This is a genomic window from Ewingella sp. C233 (assembly GCF_055407225.1).
On sequence record NZ_JBUZRI010000001.1, the window covers coordinates 1,667,923 to 1,686,433 of the forward strand.

At 54.9% G+C, this 18,511-nt stretch carries 14 protein-coding genes; 10 read left to right on the top strand and 4 right to left on the bottom strand.

The window, feature by feature from the left end:
• Positions 1-20 precede the first annotated feature (20 nt).
• The 3 genes from astD to ACZRKO_RS07530 are packed head-to-tail and all read right to left on the bottom strand — an operon-like array spanning position 21 to position 3,831.
• On the bottom strand, positions 21-1,499 hold the full coding sequence (astD, locus tag ACZRKO_RS07520) for a succinylglutamate-semialdehyde dehydrogenase (protein ID WP_463736591.1): 1,479 nt from the start codon (positions 1,497-1,499) through the stop codon (positions 21-23).
• Entirely contained in the window at positions 1,496-2,590 is a 1,095-nt protein-coding gene (astA, locus tag ACZRKO_RS07525; RefSeq protein WP_463736592.1) for an arginine N-succinyltransferase, read from the bottom strand. The genes astD and astA overlap by 4 nt, the downstream gene beginning before the upstream one ends.
• 29 nt (positions 2,591-2,619) lie before the next feature.
• Positions 2,620-3,831 (bottom strand): bifunctional succinylornithine transaminase/acetylornithine transaminase, encoded by a 1,212-nt coding sequence (locus ACZRKO_RS07530; RefSeq protein ID WP_463736593.1) that lies wholly within the window; start codon positions 3,829-3,831, stop codon positions 2,620-2,622.
• A 746-nt stretch (positions 3,832-4,577) separates the two neighbouring features.
• Between ACZRKO_RS07530 and ACZRKO_RS07535 the strand changes: the two genes are divergently transcribed.
• From ACZRKO_RS07535 to ACZRKO_RS07560, 6 genes are all read left to right on the top strand, one after another.
• Entirely contained in the window at positions 4,578-5,564 is a 987-nt protein-coding gene (locus ACZRKO_RS07535) for a substrate-binding domain-containing protein (RefSeq protein WP_463736594.1), read from the top strand.
• Positions 5,565-5,740: 176 nt separating this feature from the next.
• Positions 5,741-7,276, top strand: coding sequence for a sugar ABC transporter ATP-binding protein (locus tag ACZRKO_RS07540; protein WP_463736595.1), 1,536 nt, complete (start codon positions 5,741-5,743; stop codon positions 7,274-7,276).
• A complete protein-coding gene (locus ACZRKO_RS07545) occupies positions 7,269-8,258 on the top strand; it encodes an ABC transporter permease (RefSeq protein ID WP_463736596.1) in 990 nt (329 codons plus the stop codon). The genes ACZRKO_RS07540 and ACZRKO_RS07545 overlap by 8 nt, the downstream gene beginning before the upstream one ends.
• 1 nt (position 8,259) lies before the next feature.
• Positions 8,260-9,213 carry an ABC transporter permease gene (locus tag ACZRKO_RS07550; protein ID WP_463736597.1) on the top strand — a complete coding sequence of 318 codons (954 nt, stop codon included), beginning with the start codon at positions 8,260-8,262 and terminating at the stop codon, positions 9,211-9,213.
• A 61-nt stretch (positions 9,214-9,274) separates the two neighbouring features.
• Complete coding sequence (locus ACZRKO_RS07555; protein WP_463736598.1) at positions 9,275-10,912, top strand: FGGY-family carbohydrate kinase; 1,638 nt, start codon at positions 9,275-9,277, stop codon at positions 10,910-10,912.
• The gene (locus tag ACZRKO_RS07560) at positions 10,912-11,529 is read left to right on the top strand and encodes an SIS domain-containing protein (RefSeq protein ID WP_463736599.1); all 618 of its coding nucleotides are present in this window, start codon (positions 10,912-10,914) and stop codon (positions 11,527-11,529) included. The genes ACZRKO_RS07555 and ACZRKO_RS07560 overlap by 1 nt, the downstream gene beginning before the upstream one ends.
• On the opposite strand, the gene ACZRKO_RS07565 is transcribed toward ACZRKO_RS07560, so the two are convergent.
• Positions 11,526-12,947 carry an aminotransferase-like domain-containing protein gene (locus tag ACZRKO_RS07565; protein ID WP_463736600.1) on the bottom strand — a complete coding sequence of 474 codons (1,422 nt, stop codon included), beginning with the start codon at positions 12,945-12,947 and terminating at the stop codon, positions 11,526-11,528. The two genes, ACZRKO_RS07560 and ACZRKO_RS07565, sit on opposite strands and share 4 nt — an antisense overlap.
• 366 nt (positions 12,948-13,313) lie before the next feature.
• Here ACZRKO_RS07565 and spy point away from each other — a divergent pair, with 366 nt between their 5' ends.
• The 4 genes from spy (at position 13,314) to ACZRKO_RS07585 (ending at position 18,337) form a co-directional block, all read left to right on the top strand.
• Positions 13,314-13,820, top strand: coding sequence for an ATP-independent periplasmic protein-refolding chaperone Spy (spy, locus tag ACZRKO_RS07570; RefSeq protein WP_463736601.1), 507 nt, complete (start codon positions 13,314-13,316; stop codon positions 13,818-13,820).
• 162 nt (positions 13,821-13,982) lie between these two features.
• Positions 13,983-15,674 carry a LytS/YhcK type 5TM receptor domain-containing protein gene (locus tag ACZRKO_RS07575; protein WP_463736602.1) on the top strand — a complete coding sequence of 564 codons (1,692 nt, stop codon included), beginning with the start codon at positions 13,983-13,985 and terminating at the stop codon, positions 15,672-15,674.
• Positions 15,668-16,393, top strand: coding sequence for a two-component system response regulator BtsR (btsR, locus tag ACZRKO_RS07580; protein ID WP_463736603.1), 726 nt, complete (start codon positions 15,668-15,670; stop codon positions 16,391-16,393). The genes ACZRKO_RS07575 and btsR overlap by 7 nt, the downstream gene beginning before the upstream one ends.
• A gap of 138 nt (positions 16,394-16,531) precedes the next feature.
• Positions 16,532-18,337, top strand: a complete 1,806-nt coding sequence (locus ACZRKO_RS07585; RefSeq protein ID WP_463736604.1) for a carbon starvation CstA family protein — start codon at positions 16,532-16,534, stop codon at positions 18,335-18,337.
• Positions 18,338-18,511 lie beyond the last annotated feature (174 nt).

Genomic DNA, 18,511 nt, shown 5'->3' on the forward strand with positions numbered 1-18,511 from the left:
TTTTGCGTTGCTGATGGCTTTCAGACGCGGCTGAAATCAATTCCAGGTGACAACGTCACGGGAAGTTCAAGCTTGTCGCTTTCCAGCGAGGCCATCGGCCAGGCGCAGTAGTCTGCGGCGTAATACGCGCTCGCGCGGTGGTTACCGGATGCGCCGATGCCACCAAAGGGCGCATTACTGGATGCCCCGGTCAGCGGTTTGTTCCAGTTCACAATCCCGGCGCGGGCTTCAATCAGTAACTGATCAAATTGCGCACGATTGTTGGAAATCAGCCCGGTCGCCAGCCCGAAGCGGGTCTGATTCGCCAGCGAAATTGCCTGGTCGAAATCGTTGTAGCGGATAACACTCAGCAGCGGGCCGAAGTACTCTTCGTCCGGCACGCCTGCCACACCGGTCAGATCGATAATGCCCGGTTTAAGCAAGGTGCTATGAGGATCAGGGCGGGTCAGCGTCAGCAACTGTTTGCCCCCGAGGGCAATCAAGTCATCCTGCGCTTTCAGCATACCGCGCGCGGCGGCATCAGAAATCACCCCACCGATAAACGGCTGCGGCGTATCGTTCCAGCGCCCGACCAAAAGTGACGCGGTCACTTCTATCAGGCGCTGGATGAAGACATCTCCCGCTTTCCCCTGCTTTACCAGCAAGCGACGCGCGCAGGTACAGCGCTGTCCGGCGGAAATAAACGCCGACTGAATGGTCAGGTTGACCGCCGCATCGATATCGTCCACCGGTTCGACGATCAGCGCGTTATTGCCCCCCATTTCCAGGGCCAGAATTTTCTCCGGCTGCCCGGCAAGCTGGCGATGTAACTGATAACCGGTTCCCGCGCTGCCGGTAAACAGCAGACCGTCGAGTTGCGCCGATGCCGCCAACGCTTCGCCGGTGGAGCGCCCACCCTGCACCAGATTCAGCACGCCGTCCGGCAGCCCGGCCTGTTGCCACAGTTTCACCGTCTCTTCCGCCGTTTTCGGCGTCAGTTCACTCGGTTTGAAAACCAAAGTATTCCCCGCCAGCAGCGCCGGAACAATGTGGCCGTTCGGCAGATGACCGGGGAAGTTATACGGGCCGAACACCGCCAGTACGCCGTGCGGGCGATGACGCAGCACCGCTTCGCCATCAGGCATCGGCGTATGTTTTTCACCGGTACGGGCCTGATTGGCTTCAAGGGAGATTGCTACTTTGCCTATCATTGCCTGAATTTCTGTCAGCGTTTCCCAGTGCGGTTTACTGGTTTCCAGACTGATAATCTCAGCCAGACGGCTTTTATGTTCCGTCAACAGTTCGGCGAAACGACCGATTACGGCAGCACGCTCAGCCAGCGTTTTGCGCGCCCAGCCAGGAAATGCCTCGCGGGCGGCGGCGCAGGCAGCTTCAACATCTTCCGGGCTGGCGCACAGCGCCGACCACAGTGCGGCGTTATCGGCCGGGTTAGTTTTCTCCAATAACGCGCCTTGTCCGCTGCGCCACTGGCCTTTAATAAACAGTGCGGGATGCATCATACGAGACTTTCCTCAGTGCTTAAATCGGTAGGGGTATCCATCAGGAGTGATGCATTGACGGAGCCTTGAAAGGGAAACAGCGCCACGGCGCGGATTTTATCCCCTGCCGTGACGCCGAGGGTGTGGGCCGTAGCGGCATCCAGAGTCAGTTTGCTGAGGGCGTGCCCGCCGGGGACCAGTACGGCGCGGAAATCCTGATAGTTTTCATTGGCGACCAGATACAGCGGCGCATCTTCGTCAGCGATCTCTTCGCTGATTTTGACCGTCAGCAGACGGCTGTTTTTGACCGCACGCAGTTCATCGATTTCGCCTTCCAGCGTCGGACCAGCGTCAAAAATGTCTACGTAACCGGCGTAGCGCAGCCCTTCCCCCTCCAGCACCGCACGGGCCGGGGCGGTGTGCGGATGCACCTGGCCAATCACTTCACGCGCCTGCGGGCTGAGCAGTTCAGTATAAAGGGGGTGTTTGGGCATCAGTTCGGCAATAAAGGATTTCTGCCCCATGCCGGTCAGACGGTCGGCTTCGGCGAATTCCATGCCAAAGAAGTGCCGCCCGACGCTCTCCCAGAACGGCGAATTGCCATTGTCATCAGAGATACCGCGCATTTCGGCGATCACTTTGCGCGAGAAGTGTTCGCGGAATGCGGCCAGAAACAGGAAACGTACCTTCGACAGCAGCTGACCGTTCTTGCCGTTGCGGCGGTCGGGATCGAGAAACAATGTGCAGAGTTCGGTATAGCCGGTGTGATCGTTGCTTAGAAACAGCGTCGGCACCGGCTTATAAATATTCAAACTTTTCGACGCATGCACCAGCGTGCCTAGGCGGAAGTTGTACCAAGGCTCACTGAGCCCCACCGCCACTTCAATGGCGCTGACGCCGACGACCTGATTGACGTCGGTATCTTCCAGCACAAACAGATAGCCCTGATCGGCTTTGTCCAGCCGTCCTTCCCAGGTGGCAACCGAGCGCTCAATGCGCGTGCGCAGATGCGCCTCATCTTTTGGCAAAGAGGTTAAACCGATGCCGGTCTTGCCGGCCAGCTGCAGGATATCAGCGAGATCGCCGGGCCGCACAGGGCGTATCAACATCATGGTGTTTACCTCATTAACTTAAGTCGTGGTTACGCGCAAAGGCGTTTTACCGCGCGTTCGAGACGGTTCAGCCCTTCTTCGATATCGCTACCCGCAATGATCAGCGATGGCGCAAAGCGCAGCACATCCGGCCCGGCGATCAGGGCAATCAGCCCCTCTTCTGCCGCCAGCGTATTAAGCTGCTTGGCCTGACCGGCAAAACGTTCACTCATCACTGCACCCAGCAGCAAACCGCCGCCGCGCACTTCTGAGAACACGTGGTACTGATCGTTAATGCGTTTCAGGCCGTCAATAAACCACTGGTGGCGCTTCTGCACGCCATTCAGCACTTCCGGCGTATTGATAATCGCAAAGACTTTTCCCGCTACCGCCGTCGCCAGCGGGTTACCGCCGTAGGTCGTACCGTGGGTTCCCGGCTGGAACAACACCGCGTAGCGGTCTGTAGTGAGCATCGCGCCAATCGGGAAACCCCCGCCGAGCGCCTTGGCGCTGGTCAGGATATCCGGCACCACGCCGTAACCCTGATAGGCATACAGCTCACCGGTACGGCCTACGCCGGTCTGAACTTCGTCGAAAATCAGCAGCGCCTGATGTTTGTCACACAGCTCGCGCAACCCTTGCAGGAAATGTGCATCGGCAGGCAGTACGCCCCCCTCGCCCTGAATAGGCTCGACGATCACCGCACAGGTGCGATCAGAGATCTGGCTGGCTACCGCGGCCAGATCGTTAAACGGCAGATGAGTAATGTCCTGCGGCAGCGGTGCGAAATCTTCGGAATACTTAGGCTGCCCGCCCGCCGTCACAGTAAACAAGGTACGTCCGTGGAAGGCGTTTTTGAACGCGATGATTTCGCTCTTATTCCCGCCCTGCTTGCGTCCATAGAGACGCGCCAGTTTCAACGCGGCTTCGTTGGCTTCCGCCCCCGAGTTACAGAAGAACACTTTGTCGGCAAAGGTGGCGTCAATCAGCTGTTTTGCCAGACGCAGTACCGGTTCGTTGGTATAACCGTTCCCCAGATGCCAGACCTTCTCCGCCTGCTCCATCAGTGTTTTTTTGATTTCCGGGTGCGCATGGCCCAGCGCATTTACCGCAATGCCACCGGCGAAGTCGACATAATCCTTGCCCTCCTGATCCCATAACCAGGCGCCGTCGCCGCGTACCGGTATAAAGGAGGCAGGTGCGTAAACCGGCACCATCCAGTCATCAAAGTTTTGGCGGCTGACGTTGTGTTGTTGTTGCATATCTACCTCAGAGTCAAAGGGGGTCGGACTGCTACGAAATTGTTACTTTTAAGTTAAAAAATTAACTCTCTTGGGTTGATAATAGATTGCAGTGTTCGTGCCAGCAAAGGAAAAAAATGCATAAAAACGGCGTCAGCAAGAAAAAACAACCACTTAAAAGCGGCCGCTATTCACATAAAATGCATAAAAACTGAATAATAAAAATAATTCCCTTTTGCAGCATGAAGCCCGTTCGACTGAGTATGCAGGGGGAATTTATGAATATTTCACTCAGGAGTGTGATCGCAGGCATGTCGGGGATGAAGCAGGTACCGGCTTGCGCACCATGTCGGGGAGCGCACTGCACGCTTTTGGTGAGCGCGAACCGGGTTGAGAACCAAAGAAACCGCTCGAGAGGCCCCGGCAATACGTGATTATTCTCACAATCTGCGCATTCTGTTTGACGCTTGCCGCTGACATTATGGAAAACGGCAGGCTAACCGCCCTTTATTGTTAATTTAATGTTATTTAAATGATGCATTAATTCAATTGATTTAACAAAAGACCACAACCACCCTTTCCGTTCCAATCAACCTTAAAATTTTAACCTAAATTTAACATTAAAAATCATTAGATTTTACATTTCCGGGCATTGATCACATTACGTTCACTTTCCCACGTGCACGACATTTACCCTTTGCTAATCTCAGGGCGTGGAAAAAATAACCACTACCCCTACACAGAAGATCATAAGAAAGGTAAAAGCCATGAAATTTAACCTCGCATTAGTCAGCGCATGTGTGGTTTCTGCATGCATGTTGATCTCCACACCAAGTTTCGCCGCCAAGCCCTACGATATCGCCCTGGTTGCCAAAGTCACCGGCATTCCGTGGTTCACCCGCATGGAAGTCGGCGTAAAAGATGCCGCGCAAAAACTTCACGTTAATGCCTATCAGGTTGGGGCCTCAACGCCTGATCCGGCTGCGCAGGTTAAAGTCATCGAAGATTTAATCGCTAAAAAAGTTGATGCCATTATCGTGGTTCCCAACGATGCCAAAGTATTAGAGCCGGTGCTTAAAAAAGCTCGTGACGCCGGTATTGTGGTGTTAACCCACGAATCGCCCGACCAGCAAATTGGTCAGTGGGATATTGAAACCATTGATAGCCAAAAATATGCCGAAGCCAACATGGATGAGTTAGCCAAGGATATGGGCAGCAAAGGCGGTTACGCTATTTATGTCGGTTCCCTGACCGTGCCTTTGCATAATGCGTGGGCTGATGCAGCGATTAAATACCAGAAAGAAAAATACCCGGACATGCATGAAGTCACTTCACGCCTGCCGGTGGCTGAAAATATTGATAAGTCTTACTCCACCACACTGGATTTAATGAAAACCTATCCTGATATGAAAGGCATTATCGGGTTTGGTTCATTAGGCCCAATCGGGGCCGGTCAGGCGGTTCAGCAAAAACGCGCCAAAGATAAAATTGCCGTAGTGGGTATTGCCATGCCTGCTCAGGCCGCACCCTACCTGATGCGCGGTGACATTAAAAAAGTCCTGCTGTGGGATCCGAAAGATGCGGGCTTTGCGCTGGTCAGCGTGGCCGACCAGATGTTACAGGGTAAGCCCGTAACGAAAGATCTGACCATTGACGGTTTGGGTAAAGCCGACGTCGATATGGATAAGCACGTAATTCGTTTTAATAAGATCCTCGAAGTCACGCCAGAGAATGCGAAGTCTTTAGGTTTCTGAATATAAGCTTTTGAATACTCATAATAATGCATTGATTTGATCGGGAGTCTTTTCACTCCAAGCCGCCTTCACCAGGCAAATAGAAACAGATACGGCGTTGTATGCTGTGCCGTATCTGCCTTTCTATACAAAAGCTAAAAAACATATAAAACACAGAACGCTGTAAGGATAACATGATGAATACTTCATCAAATTCCAGTTCGCTCGCTCCCCCGGTTCCAGCTGAAGCATTCATCAGCCTCGAAAAAATCAGTAAAAAATTCCCCGGCGTACTGGCGCTCGATAATGTCACCCTGACATTAAATAAGGGCGAAGTGCATTGCCTTGCCGGTCAGAATGGCTGTGGTAAAAGCACCATTATTAAAGTGATTTCCGGCGTTTATAATCCGGAAAAAGGCGCAGCCATTACCCTTGACGGTAAATTATTTCATTCGCTGACGCCGCAGCTCTCCTCTTATTACGGCATTCAGGTGATTTATCAGGATCTGTCGTTATTCCCTAATTTATCGGTTGCCGAAAATATTGCCATACACCGCTATTTGCCGGGGGGAGATTTTTGGGTACATCGCGAGGTAATGCGCAATAAAGCGCTGGCGGCTATGCAACGCGTCGGGGTGTCTCTGGATCCCGATCGTAAAGTCGAAAAGTTGTCCATTGCCGACCGTCAATTGGTGGCAATATGCCGGGCAATCGCCGCTGATGCGAGTCTGGTCATCATGGATGAGCCGACTGCCTCACTGACCCGCACCGAAGTAAACGGCCTGCTACGCGTAGTGAATGAACTCAAAGCCGCCGGGATCTGCGTGGTGTTTGTCAGCCACCGTCTGGACGAAGTGATGGAAGTGGCCGATCGCATCAGCGTGATGCGCGACGGCAAACTGGTCGGTACTTATCCCGCCAGCGAACTCGACAGCAATGAACTGGCGTTTCTGATGACCGGCCAGCGTTTCAGCTACAGTCATCTGCCCCACCGCGCACCGGCAGAGGCCACGCCGCTGCTGGAAGTCAGTCATCTGAGCCGCGCCGGTCAGTATGCGGATATTTCGCTGTCGCTGCGTCAGGGGGAAATCACCTCAATTATTGGCCTGCTCGGTTCCGGGCGTACCGAACTGTGCATGAGCCTGTTTGGCATGAGCCAGCCGGACAGCGGTGACATCAGGGTGAACGGCAAGAAGGTCAAGCTGCACAGTAACCGTGATGCTATCCGCCACGGCATTGCCTACGTGTCAGAAGACCGCCTGACGCAGGGGTTAATCATGGAGCAATCCATCTATGACAACACGCTGGTGTCAATTTTCAACAAGCTGCAAACCCGCAGCGGGCTGATGGACCACCGCAAGGCGGCATCGGTGGTGAAAGATCTGATCCGCGACCTGAACATTAAAGTCTCGGATAGCGCACTGCCGGTGAAAACACTCTCCGGCGGTAACGCCCAGCGTATTGCGATTGCCAAATGGGTAGCGACCAACCCTCACATTCTGATCCTCGACTCACCGACGGTCGGCGTGGATATCGCCAATAAAGAGGGTATTTACCGCATCGCGCGGGATCTGGCCGAGTCCGGTATGGCGGTATTAATGATTTGCGATGAAATTCCTGAGGCCTATTACAACAGCCACCGCGTGCTGGTGATGCGTAAAGGCCAGCTGATTGCCGAGTTCGCACCACACCAGTGCAGCGAAGCCGAAATTGCGGAGGTGATAAATGGATAAAAAACATCTGAGTAAAGCCTTTGCGCAGCATGAATTCTGGCTCGGGTTACTGGTTTTGGTATTGGCGGTTGGCCTGAGCCTTGGCACCAAAGAGTTCCTGACCCTCGGTAACCTGACCGACGTCGCCACCAGCTATGCCATTCTCGGCATTCTGGCCTGCGGCCTGTTCGTGGTGCTGATCGCCGGAGGCATCGATATCTCCTTCCCGGCCGTGACCTCTATCGGTCAGTACGTGATGGCAAGTTATATCATCCATCACGGTGGCAGCTTCCCGATAGCCTTTGCTATGGCGATGGGTGTCGGTCTGCTGCTCGGGCTGGTTAACGGTTTCCTGGTCTACTGGCTACGCGTTCCGGCCATCATCATCACCATTGCCACGTTGAATCTGTTTTACGGTCTGCTGGTTTACCTGACAAACGGCACCTGGCTGTATGGCTTCCCGGACTGGTTTATGAACGGTATCAATTGGTTCTCGTTCAAAGGCTCGGATGGCTATGACTATGGCCTGACACTGCCGCTGCTCAGCCTGATTGGTGTGATTATCGCCACCGGCATGTTGATGAACCGTACACGCATTGGCCGCCAGATCTACGCGATGGGCAGCAACCGCGACGCAGCGTCACGTCTTGGCCTGAACATTCTGCGGCTGCACTTCTATGCTTACGGGTTTATGGGACTGCTGGCCGGGATTGCTGCCGTGGTACAGGCGCAAATCACCCAGTCTGTCGCACCAAACTCACTGCTAGGTTATGAGCTCACGGTGCTGGCCGCTGTTGTCTTAGGCGGCACCAGTATGACCGGCGGACGCGGATCGCTGACCGGCACGGTGCTTGGTGTGATGCTTCTGGCCTTCCTGCAAAACGGGCTTACGCTGCTGAGTATTTCCTCTTACTGGCATCAGGTTTTCAGTGGGGTGATCATTTTGGTCAGCATCAGCAGCACCGCGTGGAATGAAAAACGCAAACTGGCGAAGGGAATGTGACATGACAACCTTAACCCGATTTATCCCGGCGGACCGCATCATCCGTTTGCAGTTACTGATCATCCTGGCCGTAGCCCTGCTCTTCTCGTTCACGCTTGGCGGGCAGTTCTTCAGTCTGGGTAACTTCCAGTCCATCTCCTCGCAGTTGCCGATTTTAGGCATGTTGGCGCTGGGCATGGGCATCACCATGCTGACCGGCGGGATCAATCTGTCGGTCATTGCCGGGGCCAATGCCTGTTCGCTGGTGATGGCCGCCATTTTAGTGGCGCACCCTGATCAGCCCGTCTATTTCATTCTGGCGATGCTGGCCGGACTGGCCGTTGCGCTGGCGATTGGCACCTTGAACGGTGCGCTGATTGCCTTTATCGGCGTCTCACCGATTCTCGCCACACTCGGCACTATGACGCTGATCGCCGGGCTGAACATTTTGCTGACCAACGGCGCGGTGATCTCCGGTTTTCCGGCGGCTATTCAGTATCTGAGTAACGCCAGCCTGCTGGGTATTCCGGTGGCTCTATTGCTGTTTTTACTGGTGGCGTTGTTGCTCTGGGTACTGCTCGAACACACCACGCTCGGGCGCAGCCTGTATCTGATGGGCTCCAATGAGCAGGCCACCCGCTTTAGCGGCGTCAACACACATAAAGTCACCATTGCGGTTTATATCCTCTCCGCCTTGCTTGGCTGGGGGGCGGCACTGCTGATGATGTCCAAATTCAACTCGGCCAAGGCCGGTTATGGCGACTCCTACCTGCTGGTGACCATCCTCGCCTCGGTACTCGGTGGCATTAACCCGGACGGCGGTTTTGGCCGCGTACTGGGCCTCGTGCTGGCGCTGATCGTATTGCAGATGCTCGAGAGTGGCCTGAACCTGATGGGCGTGAGCAGTTATCTGACCATGGCATTATGGGGCGGCGTGCTGATCCTGTTTATCGCTCTACAAAATCGTAAGTCCTGACCGGTGGTTCACCCGGCAGGCTGCTGTCTCAATAAAGAATAAGACAAGAAAGGGAATCAACATGGCGAGTTATTTTATTGGCGTGGATGTAGGTACAGGCAGTGCCCGCGCAGGCGTGTTTGACATGACCGGGCGGATGGTCGGACAGGCGAGCCGCGATATCACGTTATTCCGCCCTAAGGCCGACTTTGTCGAGCAATCCTCAGATGAGATCTGGCAGGCGGTGTGTAACGCGGTCAAAGACGCAATGAATCAGGCCGACATCAACCCGATTCAGGTAAAAGGCATGGGATTTGATGCTACCTGTTCGCTGGTCGTACTGGATAAAGAGGGCAAGCCGCTGACGGTCAGCCCGTCCGGACGCAGTGAGCAGAATATTATCGTATGGATGGATCACCGCGCCATCACGCAGGCCGACCGCATAAATGCCACCGGCCACCGGGTGCTGGAGTTTGTTGGCGGGATTATTTCGCCGGAGATGCAGACGCCTAAATTACTGTGGCTTAAGCAACATATGCCGACTACCTGGAACAACGTCGGTCATCTGTTCGACCTGCCCGACTTCCTGACCTGGCGCGCCACGCAGGACACCACCCGCTCACTGTGCTCGACGGTGTGTAAATGGACCTACGTGGGTCATGAAGACCGCTGGGACTCCAGCTACTTCAAACAGATCGGCCTCGAAGATTTGTTGGAAAATAATGCCGCTAAAATTGGCAGCGAAGTGAAAACCATGGGCCAGCCGCTGGGCCACGGCCTGACGCAACGCGCCGCCGCAGAAATGGGCCTGATGGCGGGCACGGCGGTCAGCGTGTCGATCATCGATGCCCACGCAGGCAGTCTCGGAATTTTGGGGGCCAGCGGTGCTTCCGGCGAAACAGCCGATTTCGACCATCGCATCGCGCTGATTGGCGGCACCTCAACCGCGCATATGGCGATGTCGCGCAGCGCCCGCTATATCGGCGGCATCTGGGGGCCGTACTATTCTGCCATTTTACCGGACTACTGGCTCAATGAAGGCGGCCAGTCCACTACCGGCGCGCTTATCGACCATGTGATCCAGTCACACCCTTGCTATCAGGATCTGCTGAAACAGGGCAAAGACAGCGGTAAAACTATTTATGAAGTGCTGAACGGGATTTTGCGAAAAATGGCGGGCGAGCCGGAGAACATCGCGTTCCTGACCAAAGATATTCATATGCTGCCCTACTTCCACGGCAACCGTTCACCACGCGCTAACCCGACGTTAACCGGTACGCTGACCGGCCTTAAACTCTCACGCACACCGGAGGATATGGCGCTTCACTATCTGGCGACCATTCAGGCGCTTGCGCTTGGCACACGTCACATTATTGAAACCATGAATCAGAGCGGTTATTGCATCGACACGATGATGGCCAGCGGCGGTGGCACCAAAAACCCGGTATTTGTGCAGGAGCACTCCAATGCTACCGGTTGCGCCATGCTGCTGCCGGAAGAGAGCGAAGCGATGTTACTCGGCAGCGCCATGATGGGCACGGTGGCTGCCGGCGCTTATGACTCCCTGCCGGAAGCCATGGCCGCCATGAGCCGCATCGGGAAAACCGTGACGCCGCAGACTAACAAAATCAAAGAGTATTACGACCGCAAATATAAGGTGTTTCATGAGCTTTACCACGACCACATGAAATACCGCCGCCTGATGCAGGAGGAGGTCTGATGTCAGAGAAACCTGAACGTGCCGAATGGCAACAGGCCTGCGCCGGATGGCAAACCTACAGTCAGGAACTGCTGGCATTGCAGCAGAATGTGGATCCGCAAATCTGGCAGCAGGTGCTGAATACGCTGGCTGCCTGCAAGGGAAAAATTGCTGTCACCGGAGTTGGGACCTCGGGGATTGCCGCCCGTAAAGTGGCACACATGCTGGCCTGCGTTGAGCAGCCAGCCATCTATCTCAACGCCACCGACGCCGCACACGGAGACTTAGGTTTCCTGCGGGCGGAAGACGTGATGATTATGATTTCCCGAGGTGGCAACTCCGGGGAACTGACACGTCTGCTGCCGACGCTGGCACGCAAAGGCGTGACGCTCATCAGCGTCACCGAAAATCTCGACTCGGCTATCGCCCGTGCCTCGACGCTGGTGCTGAAAACCCATATTCAGCGGGAAATTGATCCGCTGAATATGCTGGCAACAACCTCTATCGTGCTGGTACTGGCCGTGTTTGACGCTATCTGCGGCTGCATCATGCTGCGCAACGGGTTCGACAAACAGACGCTGCTGGCGGTACATCCGGGGGGAAATGTGGGCAAGTCGCTGCGTGAGAGCGAGGGTTAAGTTTTCAGTTCATCCGCCACCAGCGTGGCTAATACCTGAATGGCCCTGGCAACCGGTGGCCCCCATTCAAAGGAGGTATTGATACGGATGCAGTGCCGGTAGCGGTCATCGACAGCAAACATTGTGCCGGGCGCGATGCTGACACCCTGCGCCAGCGCACGCTGATAGATTTTTGCCGCATCGACCTTTTCCCCCAGATCCAGCCACAGGAAGTAGCCGCCCTCTGGCTGGCTGAAGGACACGCTGGCGGGAAAAGCCCCGGTAATGGCATTGAACATCGCCATCTGACGCTGTTCAAGCTGGCGGCGCAGACGGCGCAAATGCGTGTCGTAACCGCCCTGCTGCATATAATCTGCCAACGCGAGTTGTACTGGTACGCTTGCAGATAATGTACTCATCAGTTGTAAACGCTGAATCCTCCCGGCAAACACACCCGCGGCTACCCAACCCACGCGAAATCCGGGGGCCAGACATTTTGAGAATGATGAACAATGGAGGATCTGGCGGCGGTTCTCCGACGCCTTGAGCGGCATAGGCGGCTCACCGCCAAAGTAAAGCTCACCGTACACATCATCTTCAATCACCGTTACGCTATGAGACTGTAATATTGTCACTAGCCGTGTTTTCTTCTCCGGCGAAAGCGTGCAGCCAAGAGGGTTTTGGAAATTAGACATTAGCCAGCAGGCTTTGATGGGATAGGTATTGAGCGCCTGTTCCAGCGCATCCAGGTCAATGCCGGTGCGGACATCGGTCGGGATCGCCACCGCTTTGAGTTTGCGCCGCTCGATGGCCTGCAAAACGCCATAGAAAGCCGGTGACTCAATCGCTACCCAGTCGCCCGGTTCCGTCACTGCCTGCAGACTCAGCCCCAGTGACTCCATCGCACCTGATGTGATCACGATTTCATCCGGTGCGACTTCCATGCCGTTTTGGGCGTAACGCTGGGCAATACTGCGGCGCAGTTCCTCGTTTCCCGGCGGCAGATTTGCCATGGCGCTGTGCGGCGACATGCGGCGCACAGCGCTGGCAAGGGATCGCGCCAGACGGGGTTGTGGAAAGAGCAGAGGATCGGGAAAGGCTGAACCCAGCGGAACTATCGACGCATCCTGCCCGGCTTTAAGAATATCGAAAATTGCATCATTGACGTCCACCTGTTCGGCGGCGTGCAATGTCTGGTCCGCCTTGCGGCTCACAGCCCGCATTTTGCGCGGTGCCACGTAATAGCCTGACTGCGGCCGGGCCACAATCAGCCCCTGGCTTTCCAGCAACTGGTAAGCCTGCAAAACGGTCATCAGACTCAGCCCCGACTGTTTACAGCTCACCCGTAGCGACGGCAGCTTGTCGCCCGGCAACCAGACCTGTGTGTCTATCTGGCGACGCAGCGTCTGAGCAAGGTTTTCGTAACGGGTAAGCGCCATGGAGTGACTCACTGTTATAGATGATGTTAATAAAATGATAACTATTATAGTCACGTTTGCACTTTCAACGCGCCTTAAACCCTCTTTACGTCGCAAACATATTTCTCAATGATGCTTTGAGACTAAACATTAACCATGATAATGTTTCTCAATCCCCCGCGAGCCCCAGATTAATCCGAACGACTGCTAGGATTTTGTTCGCAACCTTACGCTTTCTAAACGTTTTCTCCACGATCGCCTAAAAAAAGACACGTCACCTTTCACTCTTTTACAACTTGCCCGTATTACTATTCATTCATAGGGTTAGACTTTCCTTCGTCAACACAAACGGGCGACGTGCCTGAAACCCCTATAAGGAATTTAATTATGCGTAAACTTACCGCAATGATTGTGGCTTCAACTTTGGCTCTTAGCTCGGCTTCTTTCGCTTTCGCTGCTGAGACGACTCCGGCAACTGACGCACCTGCGGCGGCCACTCAGGGCAAAATGATGCACCATAAAGGCCCGCATCGTATGAACCCATTCGCTGGCCTGAACCTGACTGAGCAGCAAAAAACTCAGATGAAAGAGATCATGAAAGACAGCGGCCCGCGTCCTGACCGCGCTGCAATGAAGGCCCAAATGGACACCATGCATGGCCTGGTCGCTGCTGACAGCTTCGATGAAGCCAAAGTGAAATCGCAGATCGACACCATGACGCAGTCCCAGTCCCAGCACATGCTTGACCGTGCCCGTGCCGAGAACAAAATGTATAACCTGCTGACCCCTGAGCAGAAAAAACAGTTCAACGAGAACTATCAGAAACGCGCAGAGAAAATGGAAAAAATGCACGAACACAAAGCCGGTGAAGCTGCGCCAGCCGCCGCTGAATAATTCTGCTTTTAGCCCCATCCAAACCGGTCAGCCTTGCTGGCCGGTTTTTTTTATATTTCCCTGCTCATGTCTCTAATGAGTGAGTCTCCTCATAGTCTGTAATGTCATTCTCCTTTATAGTGCGTCCCGTTTTGTTTCGGGGTCATGTCACAGGAAGTGAGGATGTACGAATTCAACTTAGTCTTACTGCTGCTGCAACAGATGTGCGTGTATCTGGTCATCGCCTATCTGCTGAGTAAAACGCCGCTGTTTATTCCACTGATGCAGGTCACGGTGCGCCTGCCGCACAAGCTGCTGTGTTACGTGATTTTTTCAATTTTCTGCATTATGGGCACCTATTTCGGGCTGCACATTCAGGACTCTATCGCCAACACCCGCGCCATTGGTGCCGTGCTCGGCGGTCTGCTGGGTGGGCCAGTCGTGGGCGTGCTGGTGGGGCTGACCGGCGGACTGCACCGCTATTCCCTCCGCGGGATGACAGCGCTCAGTTGTATGCTTTCCACCATTCTTGGTGGGCTGGTTGGCGGGCTGATGCACCGGATACTGCTCAAACGCGGCCGCATCGACCGCCTGTTCAATCCGCTGACCGCCGCCGGAGTGACGCTCGGGGTGGAGATCATGCAAATGGGCGTGATTTTGCTGGTCGCCAAACCCTTTGACGAGGCGCTGGTTCTGGTGAAAAGCATCGCCCTGCCGATGGTCGTCACCAACAGCGTCGGCGCAGCCATGTTTATGCGCATTCTGCTCGACCGCCGTGCGATGTTTGAAAAGTACACCACGGCGTTTTCTGCCCGCGCGTTAAAAATTGCCGCCTGCACCGAAGGGCTTTTGCGTCAGGGTTTCAATCAGGAAAACAGCATGAAGGTGGCGCAGGTGATTTATCAGGAGCTGGACATCGGTGCGGTCGCCATCACCGACTGTGACAAGCTGCTGGCATTCATCGGCACGGGGGATGACCACCATCTGCCGGGCACCCCGATTTCTTCAGAGCACTCACGGCGGGCCATTGAGCAAGGTCAGGTGGTGTATGCCGACGGCAACGAAATGCCCTATCGCTGTTCGCTCCATGCTCAGTGCAAACTCGGTTCGACGCTGGTGATCCCCCTCCGTGGCGAGAATAATGTGGTGATCGGCACCATCAAACTGTATGAAGCCAAAAACCGTCTGTTCAGCTCGATTAACCGTACTCTGGGCGAAGGGATCGCCAGCTTGCTATCGGCGCAAATTATTGCTGGTCAATATGAACGGCATAAACAGTTACTGACGCAGTCAGAAATTAAACTGCTGCACGCGCAGGTGAATCCGCATTTCCTGTTTAATGCTCTCAATACGCTGGTGGCGGTGATCCGCCGGGACGGTGAACAGGCCTGTCAACTGGTGCAGTATCTCTCAACCTTCTTTCGCAAAAATCTCAAACGTCCCGGTGACGAAGTCACGCTGGCCGATGAAATAGAGCACGTGAATGCCTATCTGCAAATCGAAAAAGCGCGGTTCAGCGATCGTTTACACGTCACTTTTGACTTACCCGAACACCTGCTGGCGCTGCGCTTACCGGCCTTCTCCCTGCAACCCCTCGTCGAAAATGCCATCAAACACGGAACCTCTCATCTGCTGACCAGTGGCACAATTCACCTGAGGGCGTCCGCCAGTGCGCTGCAATGGCAGTTTACGGTGGAGGATAACGCCGGGCTGTATCAGGACAATAACGACAAATCCGGCCTCGGCATGACGCTGGTCGATAAGCGTTTGCGGCTGCGCTACGGCGATGCCTTTGGGCTGCGCGTGGAGTGTGAGCCGGATCATTTTACCCGCATCATTTTGCACCTGCCGCTGGAAAAGGAAACGCCATGCTGAACGTACTGATTGTTGATGATGAACCGCTGGCGCGGGAGAACCTGCGCGGCCTGTTGCAGGCGGATCCGGAGATTTGCGTGACGGGGGAATGCGCCAATGCCATTGACGCCATTGGTGCCATTCACCGCCACCGCCCTGATGTGGTGTTTCTAGATATTCAGATGCCGCGCATCAGCGGGCTGGAAATGGTCGGTATGATTGATCCACAGGCGATGCCTTACATCGTGTTTCTGACTGCCTTTGATGAGTACGCCGTCAGGGCATTTGAGGAGCACGCGTTTGACTATCTGCTCAAACCGGTAGAAGCCCGGCGACTGAACAAAACCCTGCAACGCCTGCATCAGCACCGCCCGCCGCAGCCTCTCTCCGGGCTGAAAGAGAGTGAAAGCCACCTGCAATATATTCCCTGTACCGGCCACAGCCGGATTTACCTGCTGCCTGTTGGTGAGGTTCTGTATGTCAGCTCCGGCGTCAGCGGTATCAGCGCCGTGCGCCACGACGGGCTGGAAGGCATGACAGATCTTACCCTGCGCACACTGGAGGCTCGGACGCCGCTGTTACGTTGTCACCGGCAATATCTGGTGAACATGGCACATCTGCGTGAGATCCGCTTTGATGATAGTGGTCAGGCCGAGCTGCATCTGAGCAATGGCAAAACCATTCCTGTCAGCCGCCGCTATCTGAAATCCCTCAAAGAGCAGTTGGGATTAGGTCATTAATATCCAGTGTCCCTTACCGCTCAGCCGCCCTTTTTTACCGTTCAGCGCGCCTGGCAACCGCTTACCGATTTAAGGCTGTCCGCATCCGGAAACGAGGTTTAGTCTGCGACCGAAACCTCACCCTCTGGAGAAAAAGGTATGCAACACGCACTGACGTTTGTGATTGCGACGCTCTGTATCCTGACCATCTGTTACCGGCTTTACGGCGTATTTTTCGTGCGTAAGGTGCTGCGGGCCGATGACACTCAGGTTACTCCGTCGCATCTTTTAGAAGATGGCAAAGATTATGTTCCCACCAAGAAATGGGTCAATTTCGGCAGTCACTTTGCGGCCATCGCAGCGGCCGGACCGCTGGTTGGACCGGTGCTGGCGGCGCAGTATGGCTATCTGCCGAGCTTATTGTGGCTGCTTATCGGCTGCGTCGTCGGCGGTGCCGTCCACGATACCGTGGTGCTGTTCGCCTCGATGAAGCACCGCGGCAAGTCGCTGTCGGAAGTGGCAAAGCTGGAACTCGGCCCGGTAGCAGGTTGGTGTACCGGGCTTGCGATGCTGTTCATTATCACGATCACCATGGCCGGGCTGTCGATGGTGGTGGTTCATGCGCTGGAGCGTAACCCGTGGGGCACCTTTGCGGTGTTCATGACCATTCCGGTGGCAATTTGCGTCGGTTTATGGGAGCGCGTCACCGGCAATATGAAAGGCGCAACCTGGGTGGGCATTATCGCCATCATGGCCTGCGTGATTTTAGGCCCCTATATTCAGGCTTCCTCGTTTGGTGAATGGCTGAGCCTGCGCGCATCAACCGTCAGTCTTGTGCTGCCGATTTATGCCTTCTTCGCCACGGCGTTGCCGGTCTGGATGCTGCTGACTCCACGTGGTTATCTCTCCAGCTTTATGAAAATCGGCGTCTTCGGTGGTCTGATTATCGGTGTGGTATTTATTAACCCGGAAATTCAGTTCCCGGCCGTCACGCAGTTTATCCACGGCGGCGGCCCGGTGCTGGCCGGTCCGGTCTGGCCGTTCATCTCGATCACCATTGCCTGCGGGGCGATTTCCGGCTTCCACGCGTTTATCGGTTCAGGCACTACACCAAAGCAGATCGACAAATGGAGCGATATCCTGCCCGTTGGCTTCGGTGCCATGCTGGCTGAGTGTGTGGTAGGCGTGATGGCGCTTATCGCCGCAACGTCTCTGCATCCGGCTGACTATTTTGCAATTAACTCCGCACCGGAAGTGTTCGCCGGTCTTGGGATGAATGTGGTCAATTTGCCGCAGCTGAGCGCGGCGATTGGTCTGGATCTCACCGGACGTACCGGTGGCGCAGTGACGCTGGCCGTCGGGATGGCGGATATTTTCACCCGCATTCCGTGGTTCGGTCATCTCTCTTCCTACTTCTTCCAGTTTGTGGTGATGTTCGAAGCGGTATTTATTCTGACCGCCGTGGACTCCGGCACACGCGTGGCGCGCTATTTGTTGCAGGATTTCCTCGGCGATATCTGGGCACCGCTTAAACGCACCGACTGGTGGCCGGGTGCCGTCGCCTGTAGCATTGTGGCCTGTCTGCTGTGGGGATATTTGCTGAACTCTGGCGATATCAACTCCGTCTGGGCGCTGTTTGGGGTGTCAAATCAGCTGATGGCGTCAATTGGGCTGATGATTGGCGCCACCATTATCCTGCGTCTGGCGGAAAAACGCCGCTACGTGCTGACCTGTCTAATTCCGCTCTCCTACCTGTACGTGACGGTGAACTACGCCGCGTACTGGATGGTGGCACATGTCTATTTCAACCCTGCAGCCAAAGGCTTCAACCTGTTTAACGGCACCATTTCCATCATCATGGTGGTACTCGGTATCGTTATCATGATCGCCTCGGTTTTACGCTGGATTACGCTGTGGAACGGTAAACGTGAAAACATGCCTGACGAAATGACCGAACTCGCCTGACGGTCAACCTACCTTCAATCTTGCAAACCGGCCCTGATATGGCCGGTTTTTTTATGATTCAACGTCCATTGTCGCCCTTTCCCTGTACCCCGATGTTACTTCCTCAAGCAAAGCGTCAGCTTCGTCACAATTCCACCTTTCTCTTAATGCCAACCTCGCCGAACACACTATTTT

Excerpts from the sequence above, each read along its gene's own strand:
- astD (WP_463736591.1), bottom strand. The coding sequence starts at position 1,499 with ATGATGCATCCCGCACTGTTTATTAAAGGCCAGTGGCGCAGCGGACAA.
- astA (WP_463736592.1), bottom strand. The coding sequence starts at position 2,590 with ATGATGTTGATACGCCCTGTGCGGCCCGGCGATCTCGCTGATATCCTG.
- ACZRKO_RS07530 (WP_463736593.1), bottom strand. The coding sequence starts at position 3,831 with ATGCAACAACAACACAACGTCAGCCGCCAAAACTTTGATGACTGGATG.
- ACZRKO_RS07535 (WP_463736594.1), top strand. The coding sequence starts at position 4,578 with ATGAAATTTAACCTCGCATTAGTCAGCGCATGTGTGGTTTCTGCATGC.
- ACZRKO_RS07540 (WP_463736595.1), top strand. The coding sequence starts at position 5,741 with ATGAATACTTCATCAAATTCCAGTTCGCTCGCTCCCCCGGTTCCAGCT.
- ACZRKO_RS07545 (WP_463736596.1), top strand. The coding sequence starts at position 7,269 with ATGGATAAAAAACATCTGAGTAAAGCCTTTGCGCAGCATGAATTCTGG.
- ACZRKO_RS07550 (WP_463736597.1), top strand. The coding sequence starts at position 8,260 with ATGACAACCTTAACCCGATTTATCCCGGCGGACCGCATCATCCGTTTG.
- ACZRKO_RS07555 (WP_463736598.1), top strand. The coding sequence starts at position 9,275 with ATGGCGAGTTATTTTATTGGCGTGGATGTAGGTACAGGCAGTGCCCGC.
- ACZRKO_RS07560 (WP_463736599.1), top strand. The coding sequence starts at position 10,912 with ATGTCAGAGAAACCTGAACGTGCCGAATGGCAACAGGCCTGCGCCGGA.
- ACZRKO_RS07565 (WP_463736600.1), bottom strand. The coding sequence starts at position 12,947 with ATGGCGCTTACCCGTTACGAAAACCTTGCTCAGACGCTGCGTCGCCAG.
- spy (WP_463736601.1), top strand. The coding sequence starts at position 13,314 with ATGCGTAAACTTACCGCAATGATTGTGGCTTCAACTTTGGCTCTTAGC.
- ACZRKO_RS07575 (WP_463736602.1), top strand. The coding sequence starts at position 13,983 with ATGTACGAATTCAACTTAGTCTTACTGCTGCTGCAACAGATGTGCGTG.
- btsR (WP_463736603.1), top strand. The coding sequence starts at position 15,668 with ATGCTGAACGTACTGATTGTTGATGATGAACCGCTGGCGCGGGAGAAC.
- ACZRKO_RS07585 (WP_463736604.1), top strand. The coding sequence starts at position 16,532 with ATGCAACACGCACTGACGTTTGTGATTGCGACGCTCTGTATCCTGACC.